The organism is Nonomuraea sp. NPDC049028 (genome assembly GCF_043197735.1).
Classification (GTDB): Bacteria; Actinomycetota; Actinomycetes; order Streptosporangiales; family Streptosporangiaceae; genus Nonomuraea.
Genome location: NZ_JBICTR010000003.1, coordinates 186,415 through 210,464, shown reverse-complemented (window position 1 = coordinate 210,464; position 24,050 = coordinate 186,415). Strand labels below are relative to the sequence as shown.

22 protein-coding genes are annotated in these 24,050 nt (G+C 68.7%); 7 read left to right on the top strand and 15 right to left on the bottom strand.

All coding sequences use genetic code 11. From position 1 onward, the window contains the following. The first annotated feature begins 196 nt into the window (after positions 1-196). Positions 197-1,498: a cellulose binding domain-containing protein gene (locus ACGFJ2_RS11890; RefSeq protein WP_393467306.1), complete on the top strand. Its 1,302-nt coding sequence runs from the start codon at positions 197-199 to the stop codon at positions 1,496-1,498. Positions 1,499-1,507: 9 nt separating this feature from the next. Here ACGFJ2_RS11890 and ACGFJ2_RS11885 read toward each other — a convergent pair whose 3' ends face one another. Beyond that, on the bottom strand, positions 1,508-4,345 hold the full coding sequence (locus tag ACGFJ2_RS11885) for a beta-L-arabinofuranosidase domain-containing protein (RefSeq protein ID WP_393467303.1): 2,838 nt from the start codon (positions 4,343-4,345) through the stop codon (positions 1,508-1,510). Positions 4,346-4,593: 248 nt separating this feature from the next. Between ACGFJ2_RS11885 and ACGFJ2_RS11880 the strand changes: the two genes are divergently transcribed. Beyond that, positions 4,594-4,824 carry a DUF6289 family protein gene (locus tag ACGFJ2_RS11880; RefSeq protein ID WP_225292445.1) on the top strand — a complete coding sequence of 77 codons (231 nt, stop codon included), beginning with the start codon at positions 4,594-4,596 and terminating at the stop codon, positions 4,822-4,824. Between the two features lie 28 nt (positions 4,825-4,852). Here ACGFJ2_RS11880 and ACGFJ2_RS11875 read toward each other — a convergent pair whose 3' ends face one another. From ACGFJ2_RS11875 to ACGFJ2_RS11855, 5 genes are all read right to left on the bottom strand, one after another. Then, complete coding sequence (locus tag ACGFJ2_RS11875) at positions 4,853-6,520, bottom strand: glycosyl hydrolase family 28-related protein (RefSeq protein ID WP_393467299.1); 1,668 nt, start codon at positions 6,518-6,520, stop codon at positions 4,853-4,855. Positions 6,521-6,599: 79 nt separating this feature from the next. Then, on the bottom strand, positions 6,600-7,733 hold the full coding sequence (locus tag ACGFJ2_RS11870) for an NAD(P)/FAD-dependent oxidoreductase (RefSeq protein ID WP_393467296.1): 1,134 nt from the start codon (positions 7,731-7,733) through the stop codon (positions 6,600-6,602). Positions 7,734-7,810: 77 nt separating this feature from the next. Further along, positions 7,811-8,575 (bottom strand): amino acid ABC transporter ATP-binding protein, encoded by a 765-nt coding sequence (locus ACGFJ2_RS11865; protein ID WP_357953749.1) that lies wholly within the window; start codon positions 8,573-8,575, stop codon positions 7,811-7,813. After that, positions 8,572-9,423 (bottom strand): amino acid ABC transporter permease, encoded by an 852-nt coding sequence (locus ACGFJ2_RS11860; protein WP_393467292.1) that lies wholly within the window; start codon positions 9,421-9,423, stop codon positions 8,572-8,574. Before ACGFJ2_RS11860 ends, ACGFJ2_RS11865 begins: the two co-directional genes overlap by 4 nt. Beyond that, positions 9,420-10,307 carry an ABC transporter substrate-binding protein gene (locus tag ACGFJ2_RS11855; protein WP_357953745.1) on the bottom strand — a complete coding sequence of 296 codons (888 nt, stop codon included), beginning with the start codon at positions 10,305-10,307 and terminating at the stop codon, positions 9,420-9,422. Before ACGFJ2_RS11855 ends, ACGFJ2_RS11860 begins: the two co-directional genes overlap by 4 nt. A 231-nt stretch (positions 10,308-10,538) precedes the next feature. Between ACGFJ2_RS11855 and ACGFJ2_RS11850 the strand changes: the two genes are divergently transcribed. Beyond that, the gene (locus ACGFJ2_RS11850; protein WP_357953743.1) at positions 10,539-11,465 is read left to right on the top strand and encodes a LysR family transcriptional regulator; all 927 of its coding nucleotides are present in this window, start codon (positions 10,539-10,541) and stop codon (positions 11,463-11,465) included. A gap of 61 nt (positions 11,466-11,526) precedes the next feature. Here the strand turns inward: ACGFJ2_RS11850 and ACGFJ2_RS11845 are convergent, their stop codons facing one another. Next, entirely contained in the window at positions 11,527-11,862 is a 336-nt protein-coding gene (locus tag ACGFJ2_RS11845) for a hypothetical protein (protein ID WP_358183370.1), read from the bottom strand. Between the two features lie 39 nt (positions 11,863-11,901). Next, complete coding sequence (locus ACGFJ2_RS11840; RefSeq protein WP_393468506.1) at positions 11,902-12,603, bottom strand: ADP-ribosylglycohydrolase family protein; 702 nt, start codon at positions 12,601-12,603, stop codon at positions 11,902-11,904. Positions 12,604-12,881: 278 nt separating this feature from the next. Between ACGFJ2_RS11840 and ACGFJ2_RS11835 the strand changes: the two genes are divergently transcribed. Then, the gene (locus ACGFJ2_RS11835; RefSeq protein WP_358183365.1) at positions 12,882-13,313 is read left to right on the top strand and encodes a calmodulin-binding protein; all 432 of its coding nucleotides are present in this window, start codon (positions 12,882-12,884) and stop codon (positions 13,311-13,313) included. Positions 13,314-13,517: 204 nt separating this feature from the next. Here ACGFJ2_RS11835 and ACGFJ2_RS11830 read toward each other — a convergent pair whose 3' ends face one another. The 4 genes from ACGFJ2_RS11830 to ACGFJ2_RS11815 form a co-directional block, all read right to left on the bottom strand. Continuing rightward, on the bottom strand, positions 13,518-14,369 hold the full coding sequence (locus ACGFJ2_RS11830) for a DUF4352 domain-containing protein (protein WP_358183362.1): 852 nt from the start codon (positions 14,367-14,369) through the stop codon (positions 13,518-13,520). Between the two features lie 390 nt (positions 14,370-14,759). After that, a complete protein-coding gene (locus ACGFJ2_RS11825) occupies positions 14,760-14,960 on the bottom strand; it encodes a ferredoxin (protein ID WP_357953733.1) in 201 nt (66 codons plus the stop codon). Positions 14,961-14,988: 28 nt separating this feature from the next. Beyond that, complete coding sequence (locus ACGFJ2_RS11820) at positions 14,989-16,203, bottom strand: cytochrome P450 (protein ID WP_393467287.1); 1,215 nt, start codon at positions 16,201-16,203, stop codon at positions 14,989-14,991. A gap of 51 nt (positions 16,204-16,254) precedes the next feature. After that, positions 16,255-17,490 carry an NAD(P)/FAD-dependent oxidoreductase gene (locus tag ACGFJ2_RS11815; protein WP_393467284.1) on the bottom strand — a complete coding sequence of 412 codons (1,236 nt, stop codon included), beginning with the start codon at positions 17,488-17,490 and terminating at the stop codon, positions 16,255-16,257. 124 nt (positions 17,491-17,614) lie between these two features. Here ACGFJ2_RS11815 and ACGFJ2_RS11810 point away from each other — a divergent pair, with 124 nt between their 5' ends. Both ACGFJ2_RS11810 and ACGFJ2_RS11805 read left to right on the top strand, forming a co-directional pair. Next, entirely contained in the window at positions 17,615-18,241 is a 627-nt protein-coding gene (locus ACGFJ2_RS11810) for a TetR/AcrR family transcriptional regulator (RefSeq protein WP_357953727.1), read from the top strand. A 119-nt stretch (positions 18,242-18,360) separates the two neighbouring features. Beyond that, a complete protein-coding gene (locus tag ACGFJ2_RS11805) occupies positions 18,361-19,206 on the top strand; it encodes an SDR family oxidoreductase (RefSeq protein WP_357953725.1) in 846 nt (281 codons plus the stop codon). 9 nt (positions 19,207-19,215) lie between these two features. Here ACGFJ2_RS11805 and ACGFJ2_RS11800 read toward each other — a convergent pair whose 3' ends face one another. Both ACGFJ2_RS11800 and ACGFJ2_RS11795 read right to left on the bottom strand, forming a co-directional pair. Continuing rightward, the gene (locus tag ACGFJ2_RS11800) at positions 19,216-20,178 is read right to left on the bottom strand and encodes an ankyrin repeat domain-containing protein (RefSeq protein WP_357953723.1); all 963 of its coding nucleotides are present in this window, start codon (positions 20,176-20,178) and stop codon (positions 19,216-19,218) included. A 77-nt stretch (positions 20,179-20,255) separates the two neighbouring features. After that, entirely contained in the window at positions 20,256-21,407 is a 1,152-nt protein-coding gene (locus ACGFJ2_RS11795) for an FAD-dependent oxidoreductase (protein ID WP_393467280.1), read from the bottom strand. A 127-nt stretch (positions 21,408-21,534) separates the two neighbouring features. Between ACGFJ2_RS11795 and ACGFJ2_RS11790 the strand changes: the two genes are divergently transcribed. Next, positions 21,535-22,176, top strand: coding sequence for a TetR/AcrR family transcriptional regulator (locus tag ACGFJ2_RS11790; RefSeq protein WP_393467277.1), 642 nt, complete (start codon positions 21,535-21,537; stop codon positions 22,174-22,176). Positions 22,177-22,190: 14 nt separating this feature from the next. Here the strand turns inward: ACGFJ2_RS11790 and ACGFJ2_RS11785 are convergent, their stop codons facing one another. Next, positions 22,191-23,984, bottom strand: coding sequence for an FAD-dependent oxidoreductase (locus tag ACGFJ2_RS11785; RefSeq protein WP_393467274.1), 1,794 nt, complete (start codon positions 23,982-23,984; stop codon positions 22,191-22,193). Positions 23,985-24,050: the final 66 nt, after the last annotated feature.

The window sequence follows — 24,050 nt, the reverse complement described above, 5'->3', positions numbered from 1 at the left end:
GCCATTCGCCTGAATGAGATCACGATAAGCGCTGTCGATCAAGGTGTCGGCAGCGTCGCTTCTCCGCCGCGATTTTCGGGGACTCGATGAAAGTTTCACCATTTTTGGCGAGTTTCCCCAGCTCAGGCGCATCTCGGCTTGACCAGCCGCCGCTCTGCGAGGACGTTCGTGTCGAACCTTCTGAGTTGGGAGTCCGATGAGTCACCCCCGTCGCCGGTTGCTCGCCATTCTGCTCTCCGCTTTCCTGGTCGCGCTGGGCTCCTTGGCGCCCTTCACGGAACAGTCCGCCAGCGCGGTCAGCGACCCGCCCGGCCCGGTGACGGGCAACGCCACCTACTTCGACGGACTCGGCATGCCCTACGGTGGCTGCGGCCTGCCCCAGGCGAACATCGACTCACCGGACTTCGTCGCGCTCAACGTCTACAACACGCCCGGCGACTACTCCTTCTACCCCCGGCCGTTGACCGGGGCCAACCTCAGCAAGGCCGGGCTGTGGAACAACGGCTTGAACTGCGGCCGCTACGTGCAGGTAGAGATCGGCGACTACTGCACGGGCACCAACGACGGCGCGCAGAACCAGGCGTTCTGCCGCAACGGCTCCTGGGTCGCCGACGCGTACAAGGGCGCGAAGCTGACCATGCTGGTCGCCGACAGCTGCGGCGACTCCAACGCCTGGTGCCGCGACGATCCGTACCATCTGGACCTGTCCAAGGACTCGCTCAACCGGTTCGTGAAGAACGGCGCCCCGATCGGGGACATGTATCCCAGCCATTGGAACAACCGGCACGTCACCTGGTCGTTCGTCCCCGCGCCCAACTACAGCGGCGACATCAACATCGGTTTCCTGCAGTCCGCCCAGGTCTGGTGGCCCGCCATCTCCGTCTCGCACCTGGCCAACGGCATTCACGGCGTCGAGTACTTCGCCAATGGGGCGTGGCAGACGGCCCAGATGAACGGCGACATGGGCCAGTCGTACATCATCGGCGGGACCACCTCGGGCGGCAACCAGTACCAGATCCGGGTGCGCGACGTCACGGACACACTGATCAACGGCGGGCGCGTGTACAGTTTCACGCTTCCGTCCACCTGCAACCCGTGCGGCACCCCGTACACCAAGGTCGGCTACACCACCTCAACCGGCTCGACCTCCACGCCCACCCCGACCCCCACCCCCACGCCGACTCCCACGGGCGGCACCGGTGTCTCGTGCGGCGTGGACTACCAGGTCCCCAACGCCTGGCAGGGCGGCTTCACGACCAACGTCACCGTACGGAACACGGGCGCCACGACCTGGAACAACTGGACGGTCACGTGGACCATGCCGTCCGGCGTGACCCTGACCAGCGCCTGGAACTCCACCATCACGCCGTCGGGTACCACCTGGACGATCAAGGCCCCGAGCTGGGCCACGACCCTGGCACCGGGCGCGTCGGCCACCTTCGGCTTCCAGGCCAACGGCCCATCGACACCCGGCCCGACCAACATCACCTGCTCCTAGGTCGGGGAGCTATCTGCGGAGCCTGGCCTTGGTGGCAGCGGAGACCACCGCGTTCTTCTCGGCGGTGGTCATCAGCCCGGCCCGGATCCAGTCGTCCGCGGTACGGGTCACCGCCGACACGAAGCAGCCCTGGTTGTCGAAGGGGGCCAGGGCCCAGAGTGCGTCCAGGAAGGTCGCCGAATCCGCTCGCGCGTAGTTCGGCACGCCCGAGTCCACCTTGCCGAAGACGATCTTCGGCTCGACGCGGTGGAAGTAGGCGTGGTAGCGGTCGGTGTCGCCGCTGTAGAACGGCACCAGCGGCAGGCCGTGCGTGGTGAAGGTCATCGGGGCGGTGGACGTCATGGTCTGCGCGAGATCGCCGGACAGTGTGAAGTCCTTGAAGAAGGAGAAGTCGCGGAAGGTGGTCTCGTCGCTCTTGGCGACCATCGGCACCGGGCCGTACGCGATGCTCTGGGTGGTCGGGACGTCCAGCGCCTTCTCCACCCGCAGGGAGAACGGCATCGACACCCTGATCTTGTCGCCGCGCCGCCAGTTCCGGTTGAGCGTCACGTACTCGCCGGGCTTGGCATTGACCTTCTGGTCGGCACCGTTGATCCGGACCGTGAAGCCCTTCTCCACCCAGTAGGGCATGCGTAGCTTCACGGCCAGGCGGCCCGTGCCCTCCACCGTGAGTGTCGTCACCCCCGCCGGGTCGGTCGGGTAGTTCGTGGCCTGTTTGATCGTGAAGCCCTTCTCCGGCCAGCGCAGTTCCGAGGCCAGGTAGAGGTTCACGTAGAGCGCCGAGTCGTCCGCCGACCGGAAGTAGATCGAGTCCTGGAACTTGGTGTGGCTCTCCAGCCCGGTGCCGCCGCAGCAGGTGCCGAGGTTGCCGTAACTGCGGGCGGCGCCCGGCCGCATCGGGATGAAGTAGGTCAGGAGCGGATCCGTGGTGCTGTCGATGTTCCGGCGCGAGGCGAGGATCTGGCCGTAGAGGGCCCGCTCGTAGTACTGCATGTACTTCGGGTTCGCCGTGTGGAAGAACAGGCCCCTGCTCAGTTTCAGCATGTTGTAGACGGGACAGGTCTCGGCGTTGTTGGTGCCCAGGGTGCCGACGATGACGTCGCGGGCGCCGAAGAGCTCGCCGTTGTCGGTCGGTCCGGCCGTGCCGCCGTCGGTGAAGGTGCGATGGGGTACGACCATGTCCCAGAAGTTCACGGCGGCGTCGAAGTAGTGGCGTTCCTGGTCGCGCTCGAAAATGGACAGGTAGCCGATGAACTGGGGGATGTGCTGGTTGGCGTGCTTCCTGTTCAGCGTGTCCTCGTTGTTGACCGTGGCCGTGAGGAGCGCGGTGTTGTCGAAGCACTTGGCCGTCGTCAGGTGTTCCGCCTTGCCACCGAGGGCGTAGAGGTCGGCCATGACGGTGTTCATGCCGTTGTACTCGCCCGCGATGTAGATGCTCCACATGCGGTTGAGTTGCTCCCGGGGAAGCGAGCCCAGCCGGCTGTGCACCCAGTCGCCCATCTTCATCACGATGGTGCGCGCCTGCTCGTTGCCCGCGTACTGGTAGGCGTCGAGCAGTCCACGCATGATCATGTGGCAGGTGTAGTAGGGCGCCCAGATGGTGGGATAGGTGGCGTACTGCTCCAGCAGGATGAACTGCGTCTCGGGGTAGGCGGCCAGGAAGCCGGGGTAGCTCGGTCCGGGATGGCCGGTGGGCTCGGAGACCAGCCGGGCGTCCTTCCCCTTGCCCGAGGAGTCGCCCGCGCTCTCGCCGCTCTCCTCGTCGAAGCGGTACCACGCGACGTCGCCGCCGCCCAGCCCGCCGTCCGCGCTGGTCGTCAGGGCCACGATCTCCGCCTCGGTCAGCGCGCGGCCGTAGATCTGGAACTCGTCCACCGAGCCCTTCAGGTACGCGTCGCCGTACTGCGACTTCCCGATCCAGTTGTTTCCGGTCGGGCCGAGGCTGGATGGTTTGAGGGTCATGGCGGTGTTCGTGCCGACCGGTGCGCCGTTCACGTAGAGGGTCCCGGTGCCGCCGGACAGGGTTACCGCCAGGTGGGTCCATTGGCCGGTGGGTAACTGGGCCGTTCCGTTGATGCGCTGCTCGCCGCTGCCGCCGCTGGTGGTGATGGCGAATCTCGGCGCGGCGCCCGCGCTCACGGTCAGGAACATCGTGCGGCTCGTACCGGTGCCGAAATCGAAGATCCGCGACCAGGTGGAGATCGCGGCCGGGTTCAGCCAGACGGCGATGGTGAAGTCGTCGAGGCCGCTCACGATGTCGGCGGGCAGCGACACGTACTGGGGGCCGTCGAGTTTCGCCGCCTTGCCGAACTTCCCCGCCACCCTGACGACCGGGTCCGGAGCCGGCGCGGGCTGCCCGACCCGGGCGGCCAGCGCGTCCTGGCACTCGCCGAGCGCCTTGACCATGTAGTCGACCTTGTCCTTGAAGAAGGTGTCGCCGGAGCCCGCGTAGGCCAGGGCCAGCGCGCTGAGGAAGTGCCCGCTGTAGTGGCCGCGCAGGTTGCCCGTGGCGTCGTCCCAGCTGCCGGGCGGTTGGGCGCCCAGCGTGTCCAGCCCGGCGTTGGCCCGGAAGTTGGCCAGCATCCGGTCGGCGGGATAGGCCCGCAGGAAGTTCAGGATCCGGTCCCGGTTGACGCTGAACAGGCTCTCGCCCAAGGTGACCTGGCTGTTGGCGAACGGTTTCACGATCCAGGCGCCGGGCACCGGCGGGTCGTGTTGCGGCGGCGGGGCCAGTGGCGTACGAGCCGCCTGGGCGGTGCCGAGGGGGAGTGAGGCGAGCGCGGAGGGGGTGACGGCCGCCAGCACCGCCAGTCGCAGGGCCTCTCGCCTGGGCATCATGTTCGACATCGCACTGTCCTGTCCATGCTCGGGTCCGATGGATGGTAGCGCTAACATTTCTGGCCGAGCACCCTGGTGGTTGCGTGCTCGGTGGGAGTGTTAACGATCTCGTCGTACCCGTCAAGGCGCCGAGACGGCACTCTCACTCTGACAGTCGTTTTGACCCTTTGAGTACTGGGATTGACCTTATTGATCTATTCACTTCGACGAACGATCATCGAGGGCAGTAGCGCTTCCGCACCTCAGGAAGGATCTTCATGATTCGCCGCGCATCGCTGGCCGTCCTGGTCGCCCTCGGCGCCCTCACCGTCATCAGCTCACCCGCGCACGCCCGCGCCTGCATGATCGACTACCACTGCGAGACGTACTACTACAGCGACTCCGCCCACACCACGCTGGTGGGGGTCAAGTACGAGAACTGCGTCGGGGACGAGGAGTGGGTGGGCAGGCGCGGGTCGTACGCGGTGTTCAACGAGACCCCCTGCTGAGACCTTAAAAAGCCGCAGCCGGCCGCTCTCAGCCCAGGTTGAGGCGGTCGCGCTGGGCCGTGTACAGGTCGGTGACCCGGGGGCGGGTGCCATGGTCGGCGAGCAGGTTCTCCAGGTCTCCGGTGAAGTCGGGAGCCAGCTCGCCGGCCGTCCCCGTGGTGCCCTGCACCCCGACGGTGAGGCTGCGCGGGGCGACGTCCGCGATCGTGATCGCGTACGGGCTGCCACTGGTGACGCGGATGTTCCAGTGCGCGATCCGCGCCCCGAACAGCGGGCCCGAGGCCGCCGAACCGCCGACCCGGCCGTTGTTGACCAGGGTGATGTTGGTCCGCGCGTTCTCGAACGGCAGCGCCCGGTGCGAGTCGAACGTGCCCTCCGCCATCGTGCCCCGCCGCCAGACGTTCCCGGATGACAGTCCCTCCAGGTTGAGGCCGTGGTGGACGGCCCCTGCGGGGACGGGCACGGTGAACGCCTCGATCTCGAAGTCGTCCACGAGATTGTCGTGCGACTGCATCCGGCAGGCGAAGCTGTGGTGCGCGGAACGGCCGCCGACGGCGACGCGGGTGAGGGTGTTGGACTTGGCGGTGGTGAAGCCGAAGCCGAGGTCGCAGTTCTCCACGCGTACGTCCCTGGCCCAGCAGTCGTGGACGGCCTGGAAGCACACGCCGTTCGAGCCGGGGTGCTTGTTGTGGGCGGTCATCGGGACCAGGTCGTTGCGGATCGTCAGGTCCTCGACGCCGCTGTCGTGCACGGTGGGGCCGAGGGCGCGCAGCCGGGCGGGCCAGCCGGGGCGCAGGTCGTACCTGATCGGCTGGGCCAGCCTGACGAGGCGGGTGCCCAGAACGGCCTCGATCCGCACCGGCCATTGGAGGAGCGCGTACTGGATGTACTGACCGCCTGATCCGGTAACGAGCTGGGGCGCGCGGCTCGGCCAGTCGTACGACCGAGTGCCCGGAATGTCGCCCGCCAGGTGCTTCAGCAACGTCGCGTCCGGCGGGTTGTCGCATTCGAGCACGACCAGGTCGCCCGCGCGCAGCTTGCTCGTGTCGGACACCAGCAGGGTCCGCTGGCCGCGCGAGGCCGCGCCGACCTCGGCGAGCGTGTCGCCGAGCAGCCAGCCCTCGGTGCCCGCGTAGTCCTCGGACTCGGAGCGGGCGCGCCGCTCGGCCGCGATGAACCAGACCTGGCCGCCGGTCCACGACCAGCGGCTGTTGCCGTTGGACTGCCTGGCCGGCCGGTAGCCGTCGTCCAGAGTGCGGGTGAAGCGCAGGATGGTGGAGTCGCGCCCGGCGCCGCGCAGGACCACGTTCGACCAGTGCATGAACACCGGCGACGACAGAAGGTAGGTCCCGCCCGGCACCAGCACCGCGCCGCCGCCCCGTTCACCGGCGGCGCGGACGGCCGCGTTGAAGGCGGCGGCACAGTCGGTCGTCCCGTCCGCGCGGGCGCCGAAATCGGTAACCTTCGCCACCACCCGAGGTCGCGGTGGCCGGGCCCCGAGCCGGTAGCCGGCCCGCGCGATGTCGGGCACCAGCGGGTGCCCGCCTTCCGCCGCCGCCCACTCCTCCAGCAGCGCCGCCGACGTGTCGCCCTGTGGGGCTCGGGTCTCCGCCTTGGCGGGGGACAGGGGGAGCGCCGGTACGGCGGCGACGCCGCCGATCAATGCTCGGCGGCTCAGCGTGAAAGGCTCAGGCACACATCGGAGGATTACATCAGCAATGATCGCGGTCAAGGTGGTATGGCCGTTGGAACGCGGCAATCCATCGGATGACTCGTCAGGACGTGGTCATGAGGGTGAGGCTTTCGTCCTTCACGGATGCCGTGATGTCGCGGGTGACGCGGTACGGGGCCAGGTCGGGGCCGCCGCCGTTGGTGATCTCCGCGGCCACGAGGCGGCCGAGCTCGGGGGCGAGGTTGACGCCGCTGTGGGTGACCAGGTGATAGAGGCCGGGGACGCCGGGGTGCGTACCCGCCAGCGGCAAGCCGTCCGTCGGCACCGGCCGGACGCCGAGGCGGACCCCGGCCAGCCGGGCGGTGCGCAGCGCGGGCAGGATCCGCTGGCCACTGGCGTGCAGCCGTTCGGCCAGGGCGTCGTCGCCCTGGCCGGGCAGGAGCGCGTCCACGGGCCAGGAGATGGAGCAGATCCGGTCACCGGGTGCGGGGCGCAGGTCCACCTGGGGCGTGGCCAGGATCGCGCCGAGCCGAAGGCCGGGGATGGGGGTGCTCTCTCCGACCAGGCCGGGGATCCGGGTCATGGGGAGGTCGGTGCCGGCGAGCGCCGCGACGCGGTCGGCGTCCGGGCCGGTGCAGTTGACCACCCAGTCGGCCGCCCAGCGTCGCGTACCGGTCTCGACGCCGGTGACGGCGTCGCCGCTGCGGATCAGCGCCTCTGCCCGCAGGCCGTACCTGATGTCGGCGCCGAGCGTGGCGGCACGATCGAGCAGGCGCTCAACGAAGAGCGGGGCGTCGTACCACGCGCTCTGGTCGTGCACGACGAGTTCGCTCGCCGTGCACGCCGCGGGATCGACGTCGGGGGCGAGTTCGCGCAGCTCGGACGGGTCGGCGATGCGGCAGGCATGCCCCCAGGACATGAGGCGGACGGCCCGCTCCCTGAGGCTCCGCCGGCTCTCCTCGCTGTCACCCCACTGGATGGCGGGCATGGGATGCCGCCACGACGGGCCCCCGAGCTCCTCGGCCAGCGTGGTGTGCAGGGCGGAGCTGGCCCGGTTCAGGTCGTAGTAGGTGCGCGGGGTCTTCAGATGGGTGACGTCCATGGAGAAGGTCGCGCTGGAGGTGCCCGCGGCTGGGCCGCCGGCCTCGATGACGACGACCTGGGCCCCTGCGACGGCCAGATGGTAGGCGACGGAGGCACCGAGCACTCCGGCACCGAGAACGATGACGCGGGACACGTGGATATCTTTCCTTCGGAGTCTTCGGGGGCTTCAGGGTCTCTTCGAGGTCTTCGAGAGTCTTCGAGGTCTTCGGGTCAGAGGACCTTGCTGAGGAATGCCCGGGTGCGCTCGTGCCGGGGCTCGCCGAGCACGGCGCTGGGCGGCCCGGATTCGACGACGACCCCGTCGTCCATGAAGACGATGGTGTCGCACACCTCGCGGGCGAAGCCCATCTCGTGGGTGACGATGATCATCGTCATGCCGTCCTCTTTCACCAGGTCGCGCATGACGTCCAGGACCTCGCCCACGAGCTCGGGGTCGAGGGCCGAGGTCGGCTCGTCGAACAGCATGAGCCGGGGCCGCATCGCCAGGGCGCGGGCGATGGCGACGCGCTGCTGCTGGCCGCCGGACAGCTGGTCGGGGCGGCTGTGCGCCTTGTCGGCCAGTCCCACCCTGGTCAGCAGGGCGTGGGCGCGCTCGCGTACCTCGGCCTTCGGCTCCTTCTTGACCATGATCGGCGCCGTCATGATGTTCTCGAGCGCGGTCATGTGCGGGAAGAGGTTGAAGCGCTGGAAGACCATCCCGATGTCCACCCGCTGGGCGGCGATCGCCTTGTCGGGCAGCTCGTAGACCTTGCCCTCACGCTCCTCGTAGCCGATCAGGCGCTCGCGGAAGTAGAGGCGGCCGGCGTCGATGCGTTCGAGGTGGTTGACGCAGCGCAGGAAGGTGGACTTGCCGGACCCCGAGGGGCCGATCACGGCCAGCACCTCTCCTTCCGCGACCTCCAGGTCGATGCCTTTGAGCACGTCGACCGTTCCGTAACGCTTGTACACGCCTTCAGCGCGGACGAGGGTCTTCATCGGCTGAACCTGCGTTCGATGTAGTGCTGCCCGGCGTTCAGGACGGTCGTGGCCACGAGGTACCAGAAGCAGGCCACCGTGAGCAGGGCCACCTGCTGGAAGTTCCTGGAGTAGATGCCCTGGATCGAGGTCAGGAGCTCTGGTACGGCGATGGCGAAGACGAGTGAGGTGGTCTTGAGCATGGATACCACCTGGTTGCCCGTCGGCGGGATGATGACCCGCATGGCCTGCGGAAGAATGATCTTGCGCAGGGTCTGGAAGCGGGTCAGCCCCAGGGCGTGGGCCGCCTCCGTCTGGCCGGGGTCGACGGAGGTGATGCCGGCCCGGACGATCTCCCCCATGTAGGCCGCCTCGTGCAGGCCGAGGCCCAGCACCGCCGCGGTGAGCTGGGTGATGATCATGTTGGTGTCGAACTCGACGAACGTCGGTCCCCAGGGCACGCCGAGCCCGATCGTCGGCACCACCGCGGACAGGAAGTACCAGAACAACAGCTGCACCAGCAGTGGCACGCCGCGGAAGACCCAGATGTAGAACGCGCTCAGCGCCGCCAACAAGGGGTTGGGCGACATGCGCAGCACCGCGAGGACGATGCCGCCCGCGACGCCGACGACCATGGCGAGCACCGTGAGCAGCAGCGTGGTGCCGAGCCCGGTCAGTACCGCCGGGGAGAAGAGGTACTCCCCGACCACCTTCCACTCCATGCGCGGGTTGGCCACCCAGCCCTGCAGCAGGAAGATCGCCAGGAAGCCGAGGACGCCCGCGCCCACCCAACGCCCCGGATGACGGAGCGGGACGGCCTGGATCCGCACCTGCGAATCCGGGCCCGCCGTCTGCCGGGTCGTGGTCACGACTCGCCGCCGTTGATCACCGCTTTGTCGAGGGCGCCCGACGCCATCTCCCACTTGGCGAGGATCTTGGCGTAGGAGCCGTTGTCCATCAGCTTCTGCAGCGCCTGCTGTACGGCCTTGGACAGGTTCTGGTCCTCTTTGTTGACGAGGATCCCGTACGGGAGGAAGCGGTACGGCTGACCCACCTGCTTCATCCGGCCACTGGACTGGGCGGCCTGGTAGGTGATGGTGGGTGTGCCGCCGATGAAGGCGTTGGCCCGGCCGGTGGAGACGGCCTGCAGACAGCCGGCCGTGTCGGGGAACACCAGCACCTTGACCGCCGGCTTGCCCGCGCCCGTGCACTTCGTGTTCTGCTGCTCGGCGTCGTCGGCCTGGGCGGTGCCCTGCTCGACGGCCGCCGTCTTCCCGCAGAGGTCTTCGAGGGACTTGATCGCCTGAGCGTCCTTCTCCTGGACCAGGAGCGAGCTGCTGGTCTTGAAGTAGTCGACGAAGGTGACCTTCTCGCGGCGTTCCGGCTTGTCGAGCATCGCCTGGACGGCCAGGTCGTAGCGGCGGGCCTGCACGCCGGCGATGAGGCTGTCGAAGCTGGCCTGGTTGAAGGTGACCTCGACGCCGAGCACCTGGCCGATGGCCTTCATCAGCTCGGGTTCGAGGCCGATGACCGTCTTGTTGTCGGTGTCGAGATAGACCAGGGGCGGGTAGTTGTGGCCCGCCGCGACGTTGAGCGTGCCACTCTTCTTGATCTTGTCGGGCAGAAGCTCGTGGAGCTCCTGATTCTTCTGCTGCGCTGGCGCGGCCGCCTGGGACGTGCCGCTTCCAGAACAAGCTGTCAGGGACAGGAGTCCCACCAGGCCGAATGCGGCGGCTGTTCGGGTGAACCGCATGGAGCAGGACACCCCCTCTCAGGCGTAGTACGACGTTCCGTAAACACCAATATTGGGGGTCCGTTTGGAAACGACAAGGTGAGCGAGCATTCGCATTGGTGCACAGGCTGTTCAGCCTTGCTTATCCTTTTACCCGGCTCGACCAGCCAGCCGACCCAGGCGGCCGGTCGCATCGCCTCTTGTCGGCTAGTGGTCTGGTGATGCTAGTCGCCGGACTGTTAAGTTGGCCCGATGCTTACCCCGGGCCAGTTGCAGGCCATCCGTGAAGTGGTCGCCACCGGTTCGCTCAGGACTGCCGCCAAACGCCTCGGATTCACCCCGTCGGCCATCTCGCAGCAGGTCTCCTCGCTGGAACGGAGCCTGGGGGTCCAGCTGTTCGAGCGTCTGCCGCGCAGCATCCGGCCCACGGCGGCGGGGGCCGAGCTGGCCCGCAAGGCGGCCAGGCTGCTGGCCGATCTCGAGGCGGCGGAGGAGGAGATGCGGTCTTTCGCCGCTGCCCACCGGGGCAGACTGCGGCTCGGCAGCTTCTGGTCGGCCGGATTCCGGCTGGCGCCCGCCGTACTGGCCGAGTTCCTCCGCGACCACCCCAACGTGGACATCCGCTACGAGGAAGGCGATCCGCACCGGACCATTCCCGCCGTGAACGAGGGGCGGCTCGACCTGGCCGTGGTCTTCGAGTACGGCATGGTGCCGCACACCTGGCCGAAGGACCTCAACATGACGTTGATCATGGAGGAGCCGCTGTACGTGCTCGTGCCGACCGGCCATCGGCTGGCCGCCCGCAAGCGCATCCAGTTCGGCGAGCTGTCGGCCGAACGCTGGATCTCCTACACCGAGGGGATGGACGCCTCGCTCAACCTGTCACACATCTGCGCGGCCAGCGGCTTCGACCCCGATGTGCTGTTCCGGACCAACGACTACAACCTGCCGTTCGAGCTCGTACGCAAAGGGCTGGGGGTGGCGATCGTGCCGGAGCTGGCGATGATCGAGTCGCACGACGTGTGCGTGTTCCGGCTCGGCGACGCCTCCCACATTCGCCGGGTCTTCACCGTGTGCCGCGCCACCGACCCGAACCCGCTGCTCAGCCACGCGACGAGCATGCTGATCAGTGCCGCCGAATCCCTGCACCGGCGGACGGATCTCCCCGTCGCCGTATGAGCCCGGCCGCTTGTTCAACCGCCCTCACGTGCCGCTTGTTCAACCGCCCGCACGTGCCGCTTCAGCCGGCGAACCTCTTCGCGACGTCCCGCGCCCATTGCGCGGCCTCGGCCGCCTGGTCGCCGGTGAAGGGCGCGCCGGGCATCCGGCTCAGGCGCTCCACCTGCTCGGCGTAGCGCAGGTGCTCCTGGTGAGCGTGCTCGCGGCAGGTGAGGCAGGTGACGCTCTCCGGACGCGGCGAGGTCATCGCATAGGGCACCTGGAGTCCGCAACCGGTGGTGACGACGCTCGGTGCGTCGGGCACGCGGCCCAGCATCGACACGATCGCATTGCGGTAGGCGGCACCGGCCTGCATCACCTTCTGCTCGACGTGGATGTGCGGATCGGCCTCGCTCATCTGCGTTCGCGCCTCCGTCCGAGTCGTCCGGGAATCAGCCTAACGCGCGGACTCACGTGGGGCGCCTGACCAGTCCGGCAGCGGTTCGCAGCTGCTTCTCCACTGTGGCGGCAGTTGAGTGCTCTCGGCGGCCGCGATGATCCCGCCGACGATGGCGCACGTGGTGTCGACGTCCCCGCCGGCCGCCGCCGTGGTCCACATGGCCGTTGCGAAGTCGTGGCGTTCGCGAGCCGCCACCCAGAGGGTGAACGGGACCGTGTCGTGCGCGCTGACCTGCCGGCCGTTGCCGAGCATCCGGGCGGCCAGCGTGGGGTCGCTGATGGTGAGGAGCTGCCGGGCCTCGGCGATGCCGTCGCGGACCATGCTCGCGGGCACGTGTTCGCTGACCCGATCGAGGAAATGCCCGGCGGACAAGTCGGGCTCTTTTACGGTGACGGCGGTGGCCACGGCGACGGCTATGGCGCCGGCCACCGCTTCGGGATGGGTGTGGGTCACCTGGGCCGACAGGGCGGCCTGTCGTACGACGTGGGTCAGGTCGTCGGCGAGCCAGGCGCCGAGCGGTGCCACGCGCATCGCGGCACCGTTGCCCCACGAGCCCATGCCGTCGAACAGCTCCGCCGAAAGCGTCCGCCAGTCGCCGCCCTCACGCACCAGCCGGAGCATCCGGTTCGTCGCGGGGCCGTAGCCGCGGTCGAAGTCGTGGCGGGCGGCGAAGCTCGCGGCGAGCTCGTCCTGGTCGATGGTGCAGACCCAGAAGTGGGCGTTCGAAAGGGAGGACGTCCCCGCGCTGGTCCGGGCCGTCCACGCAGAGAACCAGGAGTTGCGCGCGGCTGGAGTTTGCCGACCCGAACGTCACCCCGCTGCACCGCCGACCGCTGAAAGGGGGCGCCTCAGGGAAGCCTGGGTGCAGGCGGTGACTGCGTTATCACCGTGACGTTAGGGGTTGTTCTCATCCTCGCGTGATTACTTAGCGTATGCGACAGCAACTCAAAGTAATCACGCGTAGTGAAAGGGTCTCCATGCGCCGCATCCTGACCAAGATCCTCACGGTTGGCACCACCATCGCGACAATCGGAGTCGTCGCCCCTGCACCCGCCCAGGCGGCCGACTCGGCCTACTTCGTGATGACCGACGTCACCCGCGCGGAGTTCGTCGTCAAACTCACCGACCCCGGCAAGATCCAGCACGCCCGCGACCTGCTCAGCGGCGCCACCGCGAGCGAACCACACGTCATCGGACGCATCGACAAGAGACCCGCTCCCTACAACTGGCGCTGGAGTTACCACCTGAGGCCCGAAACGGTCGACTTCTTCGACTTCGCCATCGAGGTCTGCGACGCGACCATCCCGTACGTCGAGGATCACCTGGACGAGGCCGGCGGGGCGTTCCTGCCGGGCCTTGTCTGGTGCCCCTGGAGTTCCCAGCTCGTGCGCGAAATCCCGGCGCCATAGCCCCGGACGTCATCTGTCATCGCGGCCCCCGAGACAACCGCTCCGGGGGCTGCCCCATCCGCTGACGCGATCTCCACGGCGAGCAGGCAACGTGAAGTGAAAAGAATGAGCATCCTTCAAAGCCGACGGGCTCGATTGACTACGTGATAATCGAGATGGCCGAGCTCGGTGCTGATGTGACGACGGTCGATTCGGTGCCGATCGTCAGGCCGGGGACGCCAGCTCACTGTCCTTGACCAGATACATGAACGTCCCATCCGAGCCTTCGGCGCCGAACATGGCGATTACGACGGGCTTGGCTTTCTTCGGCAGATCGAACACCAGCACCCTCGTGACCTTCTGGGCGGGATTGATCTCGTCGTAAAGGCCCTGGCCGCCCTCCAGGTTCTGGCTGATAGTGGCGTCGGAGTCGACGTTGTACTGCTTGCCGTCGCTATCCAGGATGCCCGAGTCGGTGCCATCGAACGCGGCAGGGCTGTTGCCGGTGTTTTTCACCAGGACCCGCACGACCACGTAGGAACCCTGGGCCTTATGGCTGTCGATCGAGCTGCTCACGGTCTGCTCGCGGCTGACGGACAGGACCTTCAACGAGAATGGCGGCTCTTTGGCGACGGCGCCAAGCGCGAGGGGTTTGGGCGCCTGGCTCTTCGACGGGCTGGGATCGCCCGGCTCTGCGGACGCGGTGGCGGAGGCGACGATCTGGTCGATCTTCGTCGCCGCATCGCCCACGGCGTTCACCGTGATGACCAGCCCCCAGGTGGCGAGTGCCATGGAGATCAGGCCGAGTATGGCTCCCGAGAGTGCCGTCCCGCCGTTGGAGGCGGCGCCACGGCCCGCGCGGGCACGGCCGACGAAGCCGAAGATCACAGCCAGCAGGCCGAGAGTGCCGGCGATGAAGAACAGCACCGGGATCAAGCCGACCAGTGCCCCGATGATGCCGATGACCAGCGCGGCGACGCCTAGCCCATTGCGCATCTGCTGATGGTGGTAGGCGGGCCCTGGAGGCATCATTCCGTAGCCTGGAGGCGGCGTACCGTACGCCTGATGGTGCGCCATGTTCGGCGCATGCTGCTGCTGCTCGTATGGGTTGGACATGTCGAATCCCTCCGCGACGGACCGGGTTTGGCCGTGCCACCGCAGAGCGATTCCATCCCCGTATAGACCCCGTGCGATGCGCCTACAAGATCGTAATGGCGCGATCCAACAAGCAAAAGGCTTGCGCCGTATTTTGCTGATGGTCAGCCATTGGAGTCGGCAGGAATGAAGCGTCTGCCGCTGGAGTTCATAGCCGCGACTCGCCGAGGCGTCGAATGGACGACAGGACTTCGCGAATTGCGCCATTTCGTGGAACGCCCCCGGATCTCATTCCGGGGACGTTCATGTGGGGGTTGCCCCGGCATTCCATCGCGTAATGCACAGTGACGGGGAGTATGGAGCGTTTCGTGCTTACGCCTGCTCGGTTACCTCGATGGCGGCGCCGGGGCAGACGGCGGCGGCCTCTCGGACCGCGCTGTGCTGGTCGGCCGCGGGTTCGGGTTCGAGCAGGATGACGATGCCGTCCTCGTCGCGCTGGTCGAACACCTCCGGCGCGATCAGTACGCACTGCCCGGCGCCGCAGCACTTGACCTCGTCCACGATGACTTTCATCTTGGGTACTCCTCCTTGTCGATCAAGATCACCAACGGACCGGCACCGTACGCAGACCGCCCACCGCCAGCCCTTCCACGCGCTCCAGCTCCTCCACCGGCACCGCCAGCTCCAGCGTGGGCAGCTTGCGCAGCAGCACCTCCAGGACGACCTGCAGCTCGGTGCGGGCCAGCGCCTGACCGAGGCAGGAGTGCGCGCCGGAGCCGAAGGCCAGGTGGGGGTTGGGGCTGCGGGTCAGGTCCATCTGGTCGGCGGCCTCGAAGGCGCTCTCGTCCCGGTTGGCGGCGGCCATGCTGCAGATCACGGTGGTGCCCTTGGGCAGTACGGTGCCGCTGACCTCGGTCTCCTCCTTGAGGTAGCGCGGCAGCCCGAAGCCGGAGTTGGCGTCGAGGCGCAGCGTCTCCTCCACCGTGGAGCGGATCAGCGAGGGCTCGGCCAGCAGGCGCTCCCACCGGGTGCGGTCGGCCAGGAGCATGGAGACCATCTTGCCGATCATGTTGGCGGTGGTCTCGTGACCGGCGACCAGCAGCGCCATGCCGGTGACGAGGATCTGGATCTCGGCCAGGCCGCCGTCTTCGGGGCCGCCGGCCGCGATCAGCTCGCTCAGCAGGTCGTCGCCCGGCTCGGTGCGCTTGGCGGCGAGATGGTCGGACATGTACTGGAAGAACTCGGCCTGGGCGGCCTCGATCTCCTCCTTGCTGTAGCGGGTGAGGTTGAGCAGCGTGTCGGACCAGTACGAGAACCGGTCCCGGTCCTCGGCGGGCACGCCGAGCATGTCGCAGATGACGTACACCGGCAGCGGGAAGCCCAGGCCCGCCCTGAGGTCGCCGGGGGCGCCGCGCTCGACCATGTCGTCGATCAAGCCCTCGGCGATCTGCGCCATCTGGGGCCGCAGGGCGTTCATGCGCTTGGCGGTGAACCACTTGCCGACCAGGCGCCGCCAGTGCAGGTGCTCCTCCCCGCTGTCGGGGATGATCGCCGCCATGTCGCTGTTGAACAGCCCGCCGTCGTCCGTGGCCGACAGCCGGGCCGCGTCGGGGGCGTTCAGCAGCCGGGTGAAGCGCGGGTCGGCCAGCACTTCCTTGACGTCCTCATAGCGGGTCAGCAGCGTCGCCTGGTCGCCGCTGGGCAGCTTCACGTGCGCCACCGGGCACTTGCCGCGTAGCTCGGCCCACTCCGCGGGCGGCTCCAGCGCCGCGTCGTTGGGGATCGGATAGCTCAGAACCTGCTCGTTGACGCTCAACGGACATCTCCTCGTGGAGGGATAGTGGTGGTCTTCTGGTCGTGCGGGTTCTCACGCGGGCGTGAGTGGTGGGGTGGGCTGCCAGGTGCCCAAGAGTCGCTGCCGTAGGAGGCGGGCCTGCTTGGGCATGTTCCAGCCGAGTACGCCGGTGACCTGGCCGCCCTCGCGGTAGACGGCGGCGAAACGGTGCTGCTCCGGGTCGCCCTCGGCGATGGTGACCTCGGCCGCCGGCGAGGGCAGGCCGTGGGCCTGGATCTTGATGTCGTACTGGTCGGTCCAGAAGTACGGGATCGGCGTGTACGGGCGGTCGGCGCCGAGGAGGTTGGCCGCCACCACCTGGGCCTGCTCGGTGGCGTTGGTCCGGTTCTCCAGCCGGAGGCGCCTGCCGAGCCCGGCGTGCTCGAAGGAGGCCACGTCGCCGACGGCGTACACGCCCTCGGCGGCGCGGCAGCGCGCGTCGCATTCCACCCCGTCGCCCAGGGTGAGGCCACTGCCGGTCAGCCAGCCGGTCGACGGGCGGGACCCGATGGCGACCACGACCGCGTCGGCGGGCAGCAGCTCGCCGGTGGCCAGCCGCACGCCGGTGACCCGGCCGCCGGCGCCGGTCAGCTCGTCGACCGCGACGCCGGGCTGGTCGCGGGTGCCGGTCAGTTCGGAGACCGCGACGCCGAGCCGCAGCCGGACCCCGCGCTCGGAGTGGGCGCGGCTGAGCAGGCCGCCGACCATGTCGCCGAGCTGCTCGCGCAGCAGCGTCTGCCCCATGCCGACCAGGGTGACCTCCAGGCCCATGGCGCGGGCGGTGGCGGCGAGCTCGGCGCCCAGTACGCCCTCACCGACGACCACGAGCCGGGTGCCGGGGGTCAGGCGAGCGCGCAGGGCGAGCGCGTCGTCGAGGCCGCGCAGCACGTGTACGCCCGTCAGCCCGTCCTGGCCAGGCAGCCGGTACGGCGTCAGACCAGTGGCCACGACCACGGCATCGGCCCGCAGCACGCGGCCGGCGGCAGTGGTGACCGTCCGCTCCGCCGCATCCAGCGCAACGGCGGGCTCGCCCCGGACGAACTCGGCGGCCAGGGCGTCGAGCTGGACCGCGGTACGGAGCTGAGCGCGGGCCGGCTCCCAGACACCGGCCAGGACCTGCTTCGACAGCGGCGGCCGATCGTAGGGGAGGTGGGGCTCGGCGTCCACCAGGGTCAGCCGGCCCTCGTGGCCGAGCCGTCGCAGTGCCTCCGCGGTGCTGAGCCCGGCGGCCGACGCGCCGACGATCAGTACGTGTCCGGGCGAGGTCACGAGGCGCTGCCCGGGGCGAGGGCCTGAGCTGCACTTATGCACATAAGTCGAGATCCCTTCGTCGTCCCGGTCACACATTAGCCTACAGCTGCAAGGAAACTTGCACCTGTAGGCGTTCGATAGGATGGCGACTGTGGACACCGCCAGAGAGAGCAAGGCCTCATCAGGTGACCGGCGCGTGCGCCGTACCCGGACAGCGCTGGCACGTGCGCTGATTCAGCTGGTCGAGGAGCAGGACCTGTCCCGGATCAGCGTCTCCGACGTCGCCGAAGGCGCCGGCGTGAGCCGCTCGGCCTTCTACGACCATTACCGCGACGTCCACGAGCTGGCCGAGGACGCCTGCACCGCGATGATCGACGGCTTGATCGAGTCCTTGCCCGCTCCCGAGCTCGATTCGCCGGACCTGGTGCAAGAGGCGATCCGGTCGCTGGCGGCGTTCTTCGCCAGCCTCGCCGAACACGCGGGGTTGTATCGCGCGTTGCTGGGGCTGGAGGGCAGTGCGCGCGTCGTCGGCCACATTCGCCACCGCATGGCCACGGTCATCCGTGATCACCTGGTCGCGGCCGACGCCGGGCAGTGGCCGGAGCTGGTTCCGCATGACGTGACGGCCGCGTTCACCGCCGGGGCGCTCCTCGGTGTGGCCGTCGACTGGCTCGAAGGCGGATGTACCCGCACCCCTGCCGAGATGGCCGAGGCGATCTGGCCGCTCCTGAACGCGCATTACCGCATCAACGAGGGCGGACGGAGATGAGGCCGACGGACCCGTCGGCCTCTGGACCGTTCCGGTCTTACAGATGAGGCCGACGGACCCGTCAGCCTCTGGACCGCTCAGGTCTTACACGCGCACGTTTTCCCCCGAAGGAGAGCACTATGTCCACCGCTGATGTGTCGAGCAGGTCCCTGGCCGAGCTCGTTTCCCTGACGGGCCGCCGCGCGGTCGTGACCGGAGGCGGTCGCGGACTGGGCAAGGCGATCGCGTCACGCCTGGCCGAGGCGGGCGCCGACCTGCTGATCGGCGACATTGACGAAGAGCTCGCCTTGACCGCTGCCGAGCAGCTGGCGCAACGCCACGGTGTACGCGTGATCGGCGCCGCCATGGACGTCACCGACGCGGCGTCCGTCGCCGCTACGGCCGACCGCGCGGTCGCCGATCTCGGCGGCCTGGACATCTGGGTGAACAACGCCGGAATCTTCCCGGCCGTCCCCCTGCTGGAGATGACCGAGGAGACGTGGGACACGGTGTTCGCGGTGAACGCGCGCGGCGTCTTCGTCGGCGCGCGTGAGGCGGCGCGGCGGATGGCGGCCGCGGGCACGGGCGGTGTCATCGTGAACATCGTCTCGACCGCCGGTTTCCGCGGCAGCGCGCCCGGCCTGGCCGCCTACGTCGGATCGAAGCACGCCGTGCGCGGTGTCACGCGCGAGCTGGCCCTCGAACTCGCTCCGCTCGGCATCCGCGTGCTCGGGGTCGCACCGAGCTTCGTCCCCACCGAAGGCAACATGATGGCCGCCGCCGCTGTGATGACCGACGCCGTCCCGCCGACCGACCTCCCGATCCCGCCGACCGAGATCCCGCCGACCGACCTCATGTTGAACGGTCCGATCGGGCGGGTCGGCGTGCCTGATGACATCGCGCGCGTCGTCCTGTTCTGCGCGTCGGACCTGTCGACCTTCATGACGGGCAGCACGCTGCTCGCCGACGGCGGCGACACCGCCTGACCGCCTTGGTCAGTGCCAGTAGTCCCGTTCGGGCAGCCGCAGGTGCATGTCCGGACCGCTGATCGCGCGGGCACTGGTCGGGCGCAGGTCCGCGCCGGCGAAGCAGTAGGCCTCGGCGTGGCCCACGTACAGGTATTTGAGCAGGATCTCCTGGGCCGAGTCATCGCCGGACACGCTGCCACCGCCCGGGTGGGTGTCCCACTCCATGACCTCGCCGTCGCGGTAGACGCAGCCCTGGTTGCCGCTCTTGGGGTTGGCGTACATGCCGTAGGCGACCGTGCCCGCCGACAGCACCTGCATGACGACGGGAGTCGAGGCCATGTAGCCCCATTGCTGGCTGACGAGGCAGCCGCCGGGTACGTCGGTGAAGCCGATGAACTGCATGGCCTCCTCCTCGAACGGGTCTTCCATGGCCTCTTCCAGCTCTTCCTCGCCGACGGGTGTGGCGGCTAAGCGCTGTGCCGCCTCGGCGGCGCTGATGCCGCGTACACACGCAAGGCTGAAACCGTCGTTCACGATGCCGTCCAGCGCGCCGATCAGGCGGTCGGCCTCCGTCACAGCGGCGGTCTCGGCCTCGGTCAGCCTGGCATGACCCGGCGGGAACGGGAAGAACAGGCCAGGCGTGGGGCCCGCCAGGCTGAGCCGGCCGGGCGACCAGCCGGCCATCATGGGCCGCCACGGGTCCGCTCCGGCGGCGACCAGGGCGAGGGCGTTCTCGGGCCGGTCGCTGAAGACCGCACCCCAGAGCGCGGTGCGGCCCTCGCACTCCGCGTCGACGTCATCGACCCGGCCTGCCAGCTCGGCGACCACCTCCGGAGAACCGCGCTCCGCCGCGGCGTGCAGCGGCCGCTCGAAGATGTAGACCCCTTCGTTCGGGTCGGCGCCCGCGTCAAGTTTGGCGCGGACCAGAGCGAGGTCCTCCCAGGAATTCCACCCGAAATCTGACCAATCTGCGCTTTCCTTGGCGGTCATGACAGCCCCTTCGAGATCACGTACGTGGACACGAGCGGGGCCATCATGGCGGAGGGCAAGGACAATTTCGGCGCGCGTCAGCCGGACGTGCCGAACATCTGGGCGGCCATCCGGAGCGAGGCGTCGACGGTGTCGAAACCGCGCGGGATCATGACGCGTTCGTACGCGGCGACCGCGTCGATGAGTGACTTGTCGCCGCGTGCGGCGGCGAGCAGTTCGCCGGCCAGTGTCGCGGCGTCTTGCAGCGCGGTGTTCGCGCCGACGCCGCCCGTCGGCGGCATGGTGTGGATGGCGTCGCCGAGGAGCGTGACCGGGCCGGACGTCCACGGGTCGACCCGCTCACCGGCCCGGATCGTGATCGAGAAGAACCTGTCCGAGTCTGCGTACGCGAACAGCTCCCGGAGCGCCGGATGCCAGCCGGCGGTCACCTCGAGAGTGAGCTTCCACAGGGCCTCCGGCGAGAGCTCGAACAGCTCCTCGTCCGGCGAGCCGAGCCGCTCGGAAGTGGCGAGCAGGGTGGTCATCAGGTAGTCCGACGCGCCCTCCGGCCGGGAGCGGAACCGCACCGGCGCGAACCCGGCGCCGCACCCGCTCTCGTCGTAAACCCAGGAGAAACCGCGTCTGATGGCTTCCGGGATGAGAGCCTCGGTGGTCTCGTTGATCGTCATCCGCCCGTAGACGCATCGGAGGCCGAGGTCTTTCACGGTGGCGTTCGGGAGCAATTGGCGGCGTACCGGCGAACCGACGCCCTCCGCGCCGACCAGCAGATCGCCCTCGTCGTCGCCGCCCTCGGCGAACTCCACCCGTACCCGGCCGGAATCGGTGATCCGATAGCCGGTCAGCGTGCGCCCGAAGCGGACGGTGTCGGCCAGGCCGGTGAGCAGGCCCTCCCGGAAGGTCTCGCGGTCCACGTTGGTGATCAGGTCGTCGGTGATTCCCGGGAAGGTCCGCGTCGTCACCTGCCGCAACTGGTGGGTGTAGCCGGCCACCACGTCGTCGTTGACCCCGCTGGTGCGGCGGACCAGGTCGAGTGTCCGCGCCGGCAGGCAGGTCCGCAGCGCGGAGTTGCCGTCCGGGTCGATGTGGATGCGGTAGCCCTGACTGCGGATCTTCGGTGTGGAGTCCCGCTCGTACACGGCGACGTCCAGGCCGCCGTGACGCAACGCCTGCGCGAGCGCCAGCCCGCCGACGCCGGCGCCCGCGATGAGGATCCGTGGTGAATCTGGCATGTCATTGTCCTTCGCTGTCCAAGGGCTGTCCTCGCCATCGTCAAACGTCCGAAGGACTCTGTCAAGCGTTCATTTGATTAAGTCATAGGAGTGCTTGATATTGCCAGGCGTATGTATAGTCCTGCGTGTGTCTCCGTCGTCGAGTCCCCGTAGGTCGCCCAAGCCGCAGGAGCGGCAGCGCGATCCCGAACGCACCCGCAAGCGGATCCTGGACGCGGCATCGGCGGAGTTCGGCGCGCACGGCTACGCGGGCGCCCGGATCAGCGCGATCGCCGCCAGAGCGGGCGTCAACGTGCAGCTGATCTCGTACTATTTCGACGGCAAAGAGGGCCTGTACGAGGCCGCGTCGCAGCAGTGGCAGCAGCGGCGCCGCGAGCTGGCACCACCGGGCACGCCGCTGCCCGAGCAACTGCGCCGATACGCGATGGAGGCGTTGCACAACCCGGAGGGCACCCGCCTGCTCGCCTGGAACGGCCTGCAGTACACAGGTCCGGACGACGACCCCGACCACGCGCCGCGCACCCGGATGCTCGCCGAGAGCGTCGACGAGCTGCGCGCGCTGCAGGCTGCCGGCCGGCTGCCGGCCGAGGTGGACCCGGCCAGTCTGCTGGTCATGCTGATGGCCGCCGCCATGGCGACCACCACGCTGCCGCATGTCATCGAAGGCGTCTGCGGCACCGATCCGACCTCGCCGGAGTTCATCGCGCACTTCGCCGACCAGGTCGCCGTCCTGGCCCGGCTCATCGGGCTCGATGGCTCTGAGCAGTAGTGGGGAAATGACCGCTATCGTCCCGGCCAGTACGGGCTGAGCAGGTCGAACTGGTTCGGCAGGCCGAGCAGGTAGCGTGCGTCGTCGGTGTCGTAGAGCAGTTTGAACTCGCGTGGCAGATAGAGGCTGAAGAGCCGGGCCCGGGACGCGGAGGAACCGACGGCGTCGAGGATCCCGTTGGCCGCCATGCGCCCGGCCTCGTTGCCGCCCTCCATGGTGGCGAGGTTGATGCTGTTGCGGACGAAGTCGGCGGCCAGGAACAGGTTGGGGATCTGCGTCGTGGCCGTGGGGCGGTTGGTCCAGGACGCGGGCGTGTTGATGAGCAGCGGCTCGTCGTTGGCCACCGCCGAGGTGGCCTCGCCGGTGATCGCCGGATCCACGAACCAGGACCGTACGATCGAGTCGGGCAGCAGCGCCGCACCACCGGGCAGGGCCGAACGGACCTGGGCCAGGACCTCCTGGACGATCTCCGGCCGGGTGCACTGCCGGGCGGTCTTGCCGAACAGGACACCGGGAGTGCTCCAGTCCGAGAGGTCGAGGGACAGGCAGTCGGTGACCGTGCCGTCCCCGTAGCTGGTCGCGAAGTCGCCGCGCCAGAACTGTGCCTGGCTGATCGAGGTGAGCGCCCACGGCGTGCCCGCGTAGATGAGGTGGCCGTTGGCGATCGGGCGGGGCTCCTTGAGGTAGATCATGACCCCGTTCATCCAGTCCGTCTCCAGATGATCCAGCCGGGCCAGGGCGGGGTCGGCCGCCTTCATGGCGGAGGTCAGCAGGGGGCGCAGGCGCTCGACGGGGAGGGCGGCCACGTAGTGGTCGGCGGTGACGGTGCCGGCGGCCCCGCTGGGATCACTCACCCGCGCGCCGGTGATCCGGCCGCCGGAGTAGTCGAACCCGGTGGCACTCCAGCCGACCTTGAACTGCACGCCGAGGCTGGTGAGGTAGCCGATCCAGGGGGTGAGCCAGACATCGTTGGATGGACCGCCGAGCACCCGGTCGGGCGGGCCATACGGGCCGAGGCCGAGCCCGCTGTAGACCAGCGCCTCGAACATCAGGCCCATGGTGCGGGTGTTGGCCTTGTTCGGCTGGGCCGCGACCAGCGACGCGGTGAACAGCCTGACCAGCAGATCCCGATACTCCTGCGACATGATGCTCGCCTTGATGAAGTCGGCGAAGCCCATGTTCTCCCACTGGCCGAGCCGCCGGCGCGGACCGCTGGTGACGAAGGTGACGAGCTTCGAGGCGAAGAAATCGACCTGCGTCAGCGGGACCGTCGTCACGGCCGTGAGAGCGCTGCGTAAGTAGTCCCTGATCGCGTCGGGAGTGAGGACTCCGCCGACGTTGCCCGGCACCGGGACGCGTAACTCCTTCCCCTTGTACGCGATCACCTCCAGGCTCGCCGGGACCAGGTTGTCGCGTACGGTCCCGCTGCCGGTGCCGTACGGGATGCGGCTCATGGTGTCGGGCAGGTTCTGGTAGAAGCCGGGGAAGAACCGGAAGCCGTGCTCGCCGGGCAGGTCCTGCCTGCCTCCGGCGCCGGTTCCGGGGACGGGGATGCTCCTGGACTTGCCGCCCAGGGCCTTGCGCTCGTACACGGTGACCTGGAATCCGCGTTCGGCCAGTTCGTGCGCGGCGCTCAGCCCGCCCATGCCGGCGCCGAAGATGGCCACGCTCTTGCCCGCGGCGCGCACCAGGGACGGCGCCGCCGCCTTGGCCGCCGAGGTGCCCCACAGGGGGCCGGTCGCCGCGGCCATCGCGCCCGTGACGAAGCTCCGGCGCCCGATCTTGTTCCGGTTCTCTTGCTGGCCCACGACGGAACCTCCCGCCTAACCGACACACCTGTTGGTTGAGTTAGGCGAACGATGAACGCGTGGCTC

Coding starts and splice junctions, on each gene's coding strand:
- ACGFJ2_RS11890 (WP_393467306.1), top strand. CDS start 197: ATGAGTCACCCCCGTCGCCGGTTGCTCGCCATTCTGCTCTCCGCTTTC.
- ACGFJ2_RS11885 (WP_393467303.1), bottom strand. CDS start 4,345: ATGTCGAACATGATGCCCAGGCGAGAGGCCCTGCGACTGGCGGTGCTG.
- ACGFJ2_RS11880 (WP_225292445.1), top strand. CDS start 4,594: ATGATTCGCCGCGCATCGCTGGCCGTCCTGGTCGCCCTCGGCGCCCTC.
- ACGFJ2_RS11865 (WP_357953749.1), bottom strand. CDS start 8,575: ATGAAGACCCTCGTCCGCGCTGAAGGCGTGTACAAGCGTTACGGAACG.
- ACGFJ2_RS11855 (WP_357953745.1), bottom strand. CDS start 10,307: ATGCGGTTCACCCGAACAGCCGCCGCATTCGGCCTGGTGGGACTCCTG.
- ACGFJ2_RS11850 (WP_357953743.1), top strand. CDS start 10,539: ATGCTTACCCCGGGCCAGTTGCAGGCCATCCGTGAAGTGGTCGCCACC.
- ACGFJ2_RS11845 (WP_358183370.1), bottom strand. CDS start 11,862: ATGAGCGAGGCCGATCCGCACATCCACGTCGAGCAGAAGGTGATGCAG.
- ACGFJ2_RS11835 (WP_358183365.1), top strand. CDS start 12,882: ATGCGCCGCATCCTGACCAAGATCCTCACGGTTGGCACCACCATCGCG.
- ACGFJ2_RS11830 (WP_358183362.1), bottom strand. CDS start 14,369: ATGGCGCACCATCAGGCGTACGGTACGCCGCCTCCAGGCTACGGAATG.
- ACGFJ2_RS11825 (WP_357953733.1), bottom strand. CDS start 14,960: ATGAAAGTCATCGTGGACGAGGTCAAGTGCTGCGGCGCCGGGCAGTGC.
- ACGFJ2_RS11810 (WP_357953727.1), top strand. CDS start 17,615: ATGGCGACTGTGGACACCGCCAGAGAGAGCAAGGCCTCATCAGGTGAC.
- ACGFJ2_RS11805 (WP_357953725.1), top strand. CDS start 18,361: ATGTCCACCGCTGATGTGTCGAGCAGGTCCCTGGCCGAGCTCGTTTCC.
- ACGFJ2_RS11800 (WP_357953723.1), bottom strand. CDS start 20,178: ATGACCGCCAAGGAAAGCGCAGATTGGTCAGATTTCGGGTGGAATTCC.
- ACGFJ2_RS11795 (WP_393467280.1), bottom strand. CDS start 21,407: ATGCCAGATTCACCACGGATCCTCATCGCGGGCGCCGGCGTCGGCGGG.